The sequence below is a fragment of the Cylindrospermum stagnale PCC 7417 genome (assembly GCF_000317535.1).
Taxonomy (GTDB): Bacteria; Cyanobacteriota; Cyanobacteriia; order Cyanobacteriales; family Nostocaceae; genus Cylindrospermum; species Cylindrospermum stagnale.
Map to the genome: position 1 here is coordinate 6,976,200 of NC_019757.1, position 12,114 is coordinate 6,988,313.

Annotated in this window: 2 protein-coding genes; both read left to right on the forward strand. The window is 46.3% G+C overall.

All coding sequences use genetic code 11. From position 1 onward, the window contains the following. Positions 1-43 precede the first annotated feature (43 nt). Entirely contained in the window at positions 44-6,481 is a 6,438-nt protein-coding gene (locus tag CYLST_RS29605) for a type I polyketide synthase (protein ID WP_041233336.1), read from the forward strand. 1 nt (position 6,482) lies between these two features. Continuing rightward, positions 6,483-12,104, forward strand: a complete 5,622-nt coding sequence (locus CYLST_RS29610; RefSeq protein WP_015211419.1) for a type I polyketide synthase — start codon at positions 6,483-6,485, stop codon at positions 12,102-12,104. The last annotated feature ends 10 nt before the right edge of the window (positions 12,105-12,114 follow it).

The following is a 12,114-nucleotide window of genomic DNA, read 5'->3' on the forward strand; positions in this document are numbered from 1 at the left end:
TATCTCATTTGGGATGTTCTTACCCTTTTCAAACAATTCAATCATGAACAAAATCGCTTACTCTGACCATGAATCTGGCCTTCTGGAAAATCGTCAGAAGGAACCAATCGCGATCATTGGGATGGGATGTCGCTTCCCAGGAAAGTCCGACACCCCAGAAGCATTCTGGCAACTGTTGCGTAATGGCGTAAATGCTGTAACAGATATTCCCTCTTCTCGCTGGGATCTTGAGAGATACTATGACCCTAACCCTGCACCGGGCAAGTTTTATGTGCGTTCTGCGGCTTTATTAGATACAAATGAGGTAGAACAGTTTGATGCCGAATTTTTTCGGATGGCATCACGAGAAGCAGCGAGCTTGGATCCACAACAACGCTTGCTTCTAGAAGTAAGTTGGGAAGCTCTCGAACACGCTGGACTTGCACCCACATCTTTGGCGGGTAGCCAGACAGGTGTGTTTGTCGGTATTCACTGGGATGATTACTCGGCAGAACGCTTTTATATGGTGAATCCTAGTGAAATCAATGCTTACCCTACCTTGAGCAATTTACGAAGTCTATCAGCAGGGCGAATTGCATATGTGTTGGACTTGCATGGACCAACAATGCAAGTTGATACAGCTTGTTCCTCTGCATTAGTATCCGTGCATTTGGCCTGTCAATCCCTGCATGATCGCGAGTGTAATCTGGCTATAGCTGGTGGTGTCAGTCTACTACTCTCTCCGAAACTAACAGTTGGTTTCTGTCAAATGAATGTCTTAGCCAAAGATGGTCGCTGCAAAACCTTCTCGGACTCAGTAGATGGATTCGCACAAGGAGAGGGTTGTGGTGTTGTCATTCTGAAACGTCTCAGCGATGCTCTTCGCGATCGCGATCCTATCTTGGCCACGATCAGAGGTTCAGTAGTCAATCACGATGGGCGCAGCTTGACCCTCACAACGCCTGCTAGTTCCGCACAGGAATCAATGCTACGCCAAGCCATAGAAAACGCTCGAATCGAGCCTAAGCAGGTTCAATTTGTTGAGACACATGGAACAGGAACACCTTTAGGCGACCCAATTGAAGTCATAGCTTTAGCAAAAGTATTAGGTCAAAATCGTCAAGAACCATTGGTAATGGGATCGATGAAGACCAATATGGGGCATTTAGGGGCAGCCGCAGGTGTAGCTAGTTTAATTAAAGTTGTACTTTCACTTCAGCATAGCCATATCCCCCCTAACTTACATTTCGATAAACCTAATCCGCGTATTCCTTGGCATAAATTGCCAGTTACTGTACCAACTGAGCTGACGCCTTGGCCAGAACATGAACCAAAACTGGCAGGCGTGAGTGCGTTTGGTATGAGTGGAACCAATGCCCATGTAATTCTAGAAGAAGCCCCGAAGCTGCCGCAAGTTGAGCTTTCTACCGGGGTAATTGAACCTATATACCATTTACTTACTTTATCTGCTAAGAGCGAAAAAGCTCTAAACGATCTCACACATCGTTATTTAACTTTCTTGGACAAGACAGAGGATTCTTTAGCAAATATTTGCTATACATCTGCCGCTGGACGCTCTCATTTTGCCCATCGATTAGCTATTGTTGCTAACTCGAAAGAAAATATCTCCCAACAGCTTGATGCTTTTGTCAAGGGTCAAAAAATTATAGGCACGATCCAAGGCGATACTTACCAAGGAGCGCCTAAGATCGCTTTCTTGTTCACCGGACAAGGCGCGCAATACGTTGATATGGGGCGCGAACTTTATGAGACGCAACCTGTTTTCCGCCAAGCGTTGCAGCGATGCGATGAAATACTGCGCTCTTATTTAGACCGGCCTTTGCTGTCAATACTTTATCCCGATCGACCAGAAAACATCATCGATCTCACAGCCAACACTCAACCCGCGATGTTTGCCTTTGAATACGCTCTAGCTGAGTTGTGGAAATCGTGGGGCATCGTACCTGATGTTGTCATGGGACATAGTGTAGGCGAGTATGTCGCGGCTTGCGTAGCAGGGGTGTTTAGCTTAGAAGATGGCTTAAAGCTGATCGCAACTCGCGGACAACTAATACAGCAATTGCCGCCCGAAGCCCCTGGCAAAATGGTCAGCGTCATGGCTAGCGAAGCCTTAATAGACTTAGCGATCGCACCGTATGGTACGCAAGTTTCTGTGGCCGCAGTCAATGGCCCACAGAGCATAGTCATCTCCGGTGATAGCCCAGCCATAGATTCTATTGTAGCCGAACTGAAAACCAAGCAGATCAAGACCCACGAGTTGACAGTTTCTCATGCCTTCCATTCGCCGCTGATGGAGCCAGTGTTAAAGCCGTTTGCTCAAGTCGCTGCGGAGGTTATATACTCTGCACCTAAAATACCCCTTATATCCAATATCACAGGCGACCAAGTAACGGACGATGCGGCAACCGCTGATTATTGGGTTCGCCATATTCGTCAGCCCGTGAGATTTGCCGATGGCATGAATACCCTACAAACGATGGGGATAGAATGCTTTGTAGAAATCGGCCCCAAACCAATCCTCTTGGGTATGGGAGTTAGTTGCCTGGTTGATGAGAAAGAACGCCTCGCCTGGCTACCTAGTATCCGTCCGGGAGCAGAATCATCCACTATAGTCGAAAGTTTAGCTCAATTGTATGTTCGCGATGTCAATATCAATTGGCAAGAGTTTTGCCAAGACGAACGCCGGCGCAAAGTGGTGTTACCAACTTATCCCTTTCAAAAAGAACGCTGTTGGGTTGAGGTAAGACAGGAACGCGTTGCCAGAAAGAGCAGTGAAATTTCTGGACATCCCTTGCTACAAGAGAGGATCTATTCATCTGTACTTAAACAAGGAGAAGTTCAGTTTGAGGCTTATCTTTCTACCGCAGATTTGCCTTACTTAGCAGAACACCGCGCTTTCGGTCAAGCAATTATGCCTGCTAGCGCTTACTTCGAGATGGTTTTAGCAGCGGGAAATCAACTTTTTGGCAACCGCTCGATAACCTTTGAGGATGTAGTAATTGAAAAAGCTCTCAAGCTAGAAGAACCTCAGACAGTGCAACTGGTCTTGACCCCCGATCAAGAAGGCTATTCATGGCAAATTTTCAATTTGGTTTTCACTAACGAAGAACCGACTTGGACGCGCTACGCAGCAGGAAAGCTCGGTATAGAGAAAAATCTACCAACTCCAGAAATAAACGCAAATTTAACCGCTTTACAAGCTGGTCTGCAAGAACATCAGGACATAAAAGCTTTCTATCAGCAAGTCGCCACCCAAGAAATGGTCTATGAAGGCAGCTTCCAAAGCGTGCGCCGCTTGTGGCGTTCTGAGGGAGAAGCCCTCGGACAAATTCAGCTACCTAAAAATATTCTCAACCAGCCCTATCATTGGCATCCAGCTCTCTTGGATGGATGTTTCCAAGTCCTTTTAGCAGCTCTGCCTGCTGATTTTTCAGAAACTTATTTACCTGTCGCCTACCCGCATTTTACATTTTGGCAGCATCCTACCAGCGAGGTTTTCAGTTACGTTAAACTTCATTCTCAGCCCGGTCAAGAAACCCTTAAGGCAGACTTGCAGATAATTGGGAAAGATGGCCAAGTTTATGCCGAAGCGATAGGCCTGCAACTGAAAAAGGCTCGGTCGCAAGCATTACAGCAGAAAGACCCCTGGAAAGATTGGCTTTACAAAGTGGTCTGGAAAGAAGTCAAAAAAACAGCAGAGACTGCAAGCGCAACAAACAAAGGCGATTGGCTAATTTTGGCAGACCGCACTGGTGTAGGCGAAACCTTAGCTGACTTGTTGAATGGAAGCGGACAGCGATCGCACCTCGTCTACGCTAAAAAAACTGATGGGAGATCCAAGCCAGAGCAATATTCTATTAACTGGGCAGACCCAGCCGACTGGCAGAACTTGTTAGCTAATAGATCGTATCAAGGCGTAGTGTACCTTTGGAGCCTTGATGAAAATGAGTCCTGCGATTCAAGCTGTGAGCAAGTATTGCATCTAGTTCAATCTCTGAGTTCAGCCAAGATTTCTCCTCGATTGTGGTTGGTCACACAAGGGGCGCAGTCCGCTCTCAAGGATGATGCAGTTGCTTTCTGGCAAACCCCTATATGGGGACTGGGTAAAACGATCTGTCTAGAACACCCCGAATTTTCAACTACCTGTTTAGATTTACCATCCGATCGCCACTCACATGAAACGGTTAAGTCTTTACTCCAAGAACTACTCGCACCTGATCGAGAAAACCAAATTGCTTATCGAAACGGGGCACGCTATATAGCTAGATTAGAGCCGAACCACCCTATACAGACACCAACCATCACTCCTGTAGCGCTGAAGCTGACCAGCTACGGCACGCTCGACAACTTGACCTTGGTTCCTTTAGCTGCCCCAACTTTGGCACCTGATGAAGTAGAGATCAAAGTTCGGGCGAGCGGACTTAATTTTAGAGATGTGCTGCGCGCGTTAGGCATGATGCGCGAAGTCGAGGAGTCTTTAGGTATTGCTTCGGCAAGCGATATATTGTTCGGCTTTGAGTGTGCGGGCACGATCGAGCGTGTTGGCAAACAAGTCTCTGGCTTCAAGGCGGGCGATGCCGTAATTGCCTATGCATCAGGTAGTTTGGCAAGTACGGTCAAGGCTAAAGCAAAATTGGTAGTTCTTAAACCATCTGAAATCAGTTTTGAAGAGGCGGCAACGATTCCTGTGACTTTTTTGACAGCCTATTACGGACTGGTCAAATGCGCTCAAATTGGCTCAACAGATCGAGTATTGATTCATAACGCCGCTGGAGGTGTAGGTCAAGCGGCTCTTCAATTGGCGAAGCTGAAGGGAGCAGAAGTTTTTGCGACGGCTAGCCCGCCCAAGTGGGATTTTTTAAAGTCGCTTGGTGTTAAACATATATACAACTCGCGCAACCTTGATTTTGCCGAACAGGTAATGACTGCCACAAATGGAAAAGGCGTGAATGTCATCCTCAACAGCCTAACTGGCAAGTTTATTGATCAGAGCTTTGATGTGCTTGCTCAAGGAGGGCGCTTTGTAGAAATCGGTAAATTTGGCATTTGGGATGAGCAAAAATTGCAAGCATCGCGCTCCGATGTTGCTTATTTCCCCTTTGATTTAGGAGAGATGGATGGTGCGGAAATTTCTGCAATGTTTCTAGAGCTGATGACTATGTTCAGGGAAGGTAAGCTCAAACCATTACCTTCCAAAGTTTTCCCAATTACCGAATTTGTAAATGCTTTCCGCTATATGCAGCAAGCCAAGCACATTGGTAAAGTGGTGCTAAGTTTTCAGAATCCAGAAAATTGCTCGGTTCGCCCAGACAGCAGTTACCTAATTGCGGGAGGATTGGGCGCATTAGGATTAAAGGTGGCTGAGTGGCTGGTCGAACAAGGTGCTAAACATCTAGTCCTGACGGGACGAAGCAGTGTCAAACAAGCAGCAAATGAAGCCATCAAAAAATTAGAGCAGGCCGGTGCTAAAATCTCGGTAATTAATGCAGATATTTCTAATCGGGAGGATGTCAAAAAAATACTGACTGAATGTCCTAATTTACATGGGATTGTTCATACCGCAGGTGTTTTAGATGATGGTTTGTTGAAGGAGCAAACACCTACGCGCTTCAAAAAAGTCATGGCACCCAAAGTACAAGGAGCTTGGAATTTGCATGTCCTGACTCAAGGTGTACCCTTGGACTTTTTTGTCTGTTTTTCCTCCGCTGCCTCTTTGTTGGGGAATGCAGGTCAAAGCAACTATGCAGCAGCTAATGCCTTCCTTGATGGTTTAGCTGATTATCGGCGATCGCAAGGTTTACCAAGTTTGAGCATAAATTGGGGACCTTGGGGCGAGGTAGGAATGGCAGCAACTTTTGCTAGTCGCTTGAAAGCCCAGGGTTGGGGTATCATTCCAACTGAACAAGGCTTGCAAGCATTAGACCACTTGGTAAAAAACGAAGACAGCGCTCAAGTGGGGGTGTTGCCTATGAACTGGTCAAAATTCTTGGAACGACTACCAGAAAATAGGCCATTCTTTGAAAATTTCCAGACAATTGTTACACCATCTGAAGAGGGACCAGCCTTACTTTCCCAACTAAAAGCTACTCTGGCTAATGACCGCCGAACAATCTTGATGGAGCATGTTCGTTCCACCATTAGAAATGTAATCGGATTGAATGCCAGTACGAGGATTGAGCCGCGGCAGTCTTTGTTCGACTTAGGACTTGACTCCCTAATGGCAGTTGAATTGAGAAACTATCTTGAAAAAAGTGTCGAGCATTCCTTGCGCTCAACTCTGCTCTTTGACTATCCAACCTTAGAAGCATTGGTGAATTACCTGCTGCAACAGGTTCTAGTTCTAGAGGATATGAGTGTCCAGCAAACAGATGAAGACCAAACGACACCCAGCCAAGTATTTGAAGAACTTCCAGAAGAGGAAGTGGACATCTTACTTGCCAGCAAGTACGAAGAACTAAATAAACTACTAGGAAATATTTAACATGGTACAAATTCCCGCCAAACCAACAACATTGCAGTTGCTCAAAGCCCTAGAGGAAGCACGTGCCAAACTAGAGGCCGTTCAGCAAGCAAAAGAAGAACCGATTGCGATCATTGGCATGAGTTGTCGTTTTCCAGGTGCAAAAGACACAGAGTCTTTTTGGCATCTGCTCTCGAATGGCGTGGATGCGATTCGGGAAGTACCTTCCAACCGATGGGAGATTGAGGCCTGTTACGATCCCAATCCAGAAGCACCGGGAAAGATGTATAGCCGTTATGGCGGCTTTTTGTCTGAAGTTGATAAGTTTGACGCTCACTTCTTTGGGATCTCGCCTCGGGAAGCAATGTCGCTTGACCCACAGCAGCGGCTACTGCTAGAAGTAGGTTTTGAGGCCTTAGAAAATAGTGGTCAGTCATCAGAAAAGCTATTTGGCACTCCAACTGGTGTATTTATTGCAATTAGCACCTTTGACTATGCTATGCGTCTGTCGGAAGCGCGATCGCAAATTGATGCTCACCTAGGCACAGGCACCCTTTTGAGTCCAGCAGCAGGACGCTTGTCTTATAGTTTGGGGTTGAGAGGAGCAAGCATGGTAGTGGATACAGCTTGTTCTTCCTCCCTCGTGGCGGTACATTTGGCTCTAAACAGCTTGCGTAACAGAGAATCCGACCTAGCTTTAGTCGGAGGTGTGAACTTGCTGCTGGCACCAAGCCTGAGCATCAATTTCTCAAAAGCGCGGATGCTTTCTCCAGATGGTCGTTGTAAAACCTTTGATGCTAAGGCAAATGGGTATGTCCGTAGTGAAGGTTGTGGCGTTGTTGTTTTGAAGCGCCTTAGTCAAGCTATACGCGATGGCGACAATATTCTAGCATTAATTCGAGGTTCCGCCATCAATCAGGATGGGGCAAGTGGTGGTCTGACAGTACCTAGCGGGCCTTCTCAGGAAGCGGTAATTCGTCAAGCACTGAAAAATGCAGGTGTCAAGCCGAACCAAGTTAGCTATATTGAAGCACATGGCACAGGCACTTCCTTGGGAGATCCAATTGAAGCAAATGCCTTGGGTAGCGTCTTTGGTGAGAGGGAAGAACCCTTGATCGTAGGCTCCGTTAAAACCAATATCGGACACCCAGAAGCAGCGGCTGGCATAGCAGGTCTGATCAAAGTTGTTCTCTCCCTGCAACATAAAGAGATTCCGCCTCATCTGCACTTTCAGCAACCTAACCCTTACATTCCTTGGCAGCAACTACCGATCAAAGTGCCCAGCGAATTAACGCCGTGGTCAACAGTCAATCAACAACGGTTTGCTGGACTCAGTTCCTTTGGGTTTAGCGGCACCAATGCTCATATCATCCTTTCGGAAGCACCAGCAGTTGCAGCAAAAAGAGAGGGAGAAACTGTCCAGCAGCCCCTAAATCTGCTCACCCTCAGTGCCAAAACCAAACCCGCACTCGAACAGATGGTTCGCAACTACTTAGAACACTTAACCACTCATCCCAACTTAGATTGGGCTGATGTCTGTTTTACCACTAATACTCGGCGTAGCCATTTCCATGAACGAATGGCTGTGGTTGCCGAATCAGTGTCTCAGGCACGGGAGAAGTTATTAGCCCATCAAGCTGGAGCAGAAACCACCCATCTGTTGAGGGGTAGCAAGAGCGAAAGTCAACCTCAAATCGCTTTTCTGTTCACAGGTCAAGGTTCTCAGTATCTAGGGATGGGACGGGAATTATACACAACACAACCAACTTTTCGTCAGTCCCTAGAGCGCTGTCAGGAAATTTTAAAGAAGAGCGGTAATCAGGATAGATCCCTACTCGAAGTCCTCTACCAAAGTGATGACATTTCCCTGCTGGAGCAGACCGCTTATACCCAACCGGCGCTGTTTGCCTTAGAGTACGCACTAACCCAGATGTGGAAATCTTGGGGCATAGAGCCAACCACAGTCATCGGTCATAGTGTAGGGGAATATGTAGCAGCTTGTGTAGCGGGAATTTTCTCCTTAGAAGACGGCTTAAAACTGATTGCTGCCAGAGGACGTTTGATGCAAAAACTGCCGCGTAACGGAGAAATGGTATCTCTGTTAGCTTCGCCAGAACAAGTGGCAGAGGCACTTCTTGGTACTGACTTGGTCAGCATCGCGGCGATCAACGGACCTGAGAGCGTAGTCATTTCTGGCGAACGGGAAGCGGTACGTCGGGTAGTGCAGGAGTTAGAACAGAAGGGAATTAAACATAAGCGCTTAAAGGTTTCCCATGCCTTTCATTCGGCTTTAATGAAGCCAATGCTGGCTGATTTTCGCCAGGTGGTGCAAGAAGTAACTTTCCACCAACCCAAACTCAACTTTATCTCCAATGTCACCGGCTCTGAGGAGCGGATTTTACCAACTGAGCCTGAATATTGGGTCGATCATGTGCTCAAGCCAGTGAGATTTGCTGAAGGTTTGGAGACATTACATAGACAAGGGGTAGAGATATTTGTCGAGCTGGGACCGGAGCCAATTTTGCTGGGGATGGGACGTCATTGTTTACCATCTGAGTATGGAACATGGCTACCGACGTTAAAGCGAGAGCAAAGCGATTGGCAAGGGCTGCTTCAGGCTTTGGGTCAATTATATGTACGGGGCGCGACAATTGATTGGGATGGCTTCCATCGTGACTATGCCCACCGCCAAGTTGAAGTGCCCACCTATCCTTGGCAGCGAGAGCGCTACTGGATTGAAGTGCCACAAAGACAACCCCTACGGGAATCCGGAACGCAGAGCGTCCACCATCCTCTGCTGGGTCAAAGACTTCGGAGTCCAGCTCTGAAAAATCAACAAATCGTGTTTGAAAGTCAACTTAGCTCTGATTTCCCTGCATATTTAGCCGATCATCGTCTCTATGAGAAAGTCATTTTTCCCACCGCAGCTTATGTTGAGATAGTCTTAGCAGCAGGGGCGGAGATATTTGCACCAGGAATGCTGAATAATCACCAACCACTAGTGGTTGAAGAATTTCTGATTGAGCAGCCGCTAGTTTTGGATGCCCAAGAAACAACCTCGGTTCAATTAGTTTTAACACCCCATGAATCAGGGTATGATTTTGGAATTTTCAGCCGAAAAAACTCAGATAATTTTGATGATAATGAAACTTGGACTCGCCATGTCCAAGGTTATCTTTTGACTGGAGTAGCTCCGGCGGCAACAGCCTCGCTAGATTTAGCTGCCCTGAAGCAAAAAGTTAACCAAGAGATTGAAATTGAGAGCTATTACCAAAAATTCCGCGATCTGGGAGTCGAGTATGGGCCAAACTTCCAAGTGATTGAGAAGTTGTGGTCTTCTCAGGGTGACTCTGTAGAAGTGCTTGGTAAAATTAAATTACCTGAGACGGTAGAGAGTAATATCAAGGACAGCTTACATCCGCTCCTGTTAGATGGTTGCTTGCAGCTTTTGGCAGCTGCTCTTGAGGATAGTCCTGATAGCGATACAAAAACTTATTTTTTAGTCGGGTTAGAACGTCTAAATTTCTTCAGTCACCCCAGCACAAGCATTTGGTGTCATATTCATCAGTCAAGTCATCGAAGCCCCGGTTTACTGTCCTCTTTCGATATACATTTGGTTGATGAGAACGGAATAGCAGTGGCTGACCTGATTAACTTACAGGTGCGCCGTGCCAATCAAACTGCTCTGCTAACCAATCAAACAGATGATTGGTTATACAGAATTGCTTGGGAAGTAAAGCCGAGTGCCTCCGCAAAAAGCTTGTCATTTGCCATAACGGATCATCAAAGGTCTAAAACAGGTAGTTGGCTTATCTTTAGCGATGGGGGAGAAGTAAGCAGTTCCTTAGCCGACCTTCTCAACAAACAAGGCGAACAGTGTATTTTCGTTTCACAAGGATCATCTTTTTCATTATTAAATGACGATCGCTATCAAATCAACCCTGATGAACCACAAGACTTCCAGAAGCTACTTTCCGCAATAGTCAAGAAAGAGCAGTCAGTCTGCCGTGGGATAGTTTACTTATGGGGTCTTGAGAGAAAGCTGGAGATGTCAGATGTTCCAACAACAGCACTGGATCTATCTGCTGGTATGTTGTATTTGGTTCAAGCATTAAGTGAAATTCCCCCCCATCATTGGGGGAAAAAGATGCCTCGTTTATCCTTGGTTACTTGTAATACCCAAGCAATTACAACAACCCCCTTAAAACTAGAACAATCGTCATTGTGGGGTTTAGCCCGCGTGATTGTTTTAGAACATCCCGAACTAGAAACTGTCTGTATAGATCTTAGTCAGCACCAAGTTAATGAAGTTGAAATGCTGGTTGAAGAAATTCTCTTCCCAGAACAAGAAGAGCAAGTAGCTTTTCGCAATGGAGAGCGTTATGTCGCTCGATTGAAACGTGCTGATGCTAAAACTATCAGTCAATCAGCAAAAATTGATTCATCAGGTAGTTATTTAATAACTGGTGGTTTAGGATCACTGGGTCTTCAAGTAGCAAACTACCTTGTAGAACAGGGGGCGCGTCACCTGATGCTAGTGGGACGACAAGGGGCAGTATCGCCAGAAGCACAAGCAGGAGTCAGGCAGTTAGAAGACAAAGGGGCGTTGGTGAAAATTGTCAAAACTGATATTTCCCAACCCGATAGCGTAGCGACGCTAATTGCCGAAACTGATATCCCTTTACGAGGGGTAGTTCATGTCGCAGGTGTTTTAGATGATGGGATGCTCAGGGATCAAACCCAGAAACGCTTCTCAAAAGTGATGGCTCCCAAGGTTCAAGGTGCTTGGAACTTGCACCAACTTACCAAAGAAATGCCATTGGATTTCTTTGTCTGCTTTTCCTCTATGACCTCAGTTCTGGGCGCGCTAGGTCAAGGAAATTATGCTGCGGCCAATGCCTTTATGGATGCACTCTGCCATCATCGGCACGCATTGGGATTGCCCGCTGTCAGCATCAACTGGGGACCTTGGGCTACCTCTGGGATGGCGACTCGATTGGATGCAAATCTTCAAAGTCGTTGGGATGCAATAGGTTTTGGCATGATTTCGCCCAGTCAAGGAATGCATTTATTTGCTAACTTGTTGAATAGCAAGGCATCCCAAGTTGGTGCAATGCCAATAACCTGGTCGAAGTATCCAGTTGAAAGTGCTTTCTTAACTGACTTCCGGAAATCTACCGAGCAAAAGAAAGAGCAAGAGAAAACTTCAGTTAATTTCCTGGAAACAGTAAAAGCGGCTGAAAAAGATCAACGCCAGGCACTTTTAGTGGCTCATGTCCAATCTCAAGTATCTAAAGTCTTGGGCTACCAGAAAGATCGTGCATTCTCTGTTTCAGAAGGGTTTTTCGACTTAGGAATGAGTTCTCTGACATCTGTAGAGTTGAGAAACAATTTGCAAAATAGCTTAGGCTGCCGTTTGCCCGCTACGCTGAGTTTTGACTATCCAACTGTTAAAAAGTTAGTTGATTATCTGATGGCAGAGTTCCTAGAAGAGGTTGATGAAGACGAGGATGTAGGTGTATCCGATCAGTCATTCCAAATAGATAGCAAAGTATTTGCATTCCAGCCGCTAGAGGAAAATGATGATGCCGAAGAAATTGCCAAACAATTTGCAGAACAGTTAGGCATACAATGGGTCAACTAGCGAGAGCAAA

Excerpts from the sequence above, each read along its gene's own strand:
- CYLST_RS29605 (WP_041233336.1), top strand. The coding sequence starts at position 44 with ATGAACAAAATCGCTTACTCTGACCATGAATCTGGCCTTCTGGAAAAT.
- CYLST_RS29610 (WP_015211419.1), top strand. The coding sequence starts at position 6,483 with ATGGTACAAATTCCCGCCAAACCAACAACATTGCAGTTGCTCAAAGCC.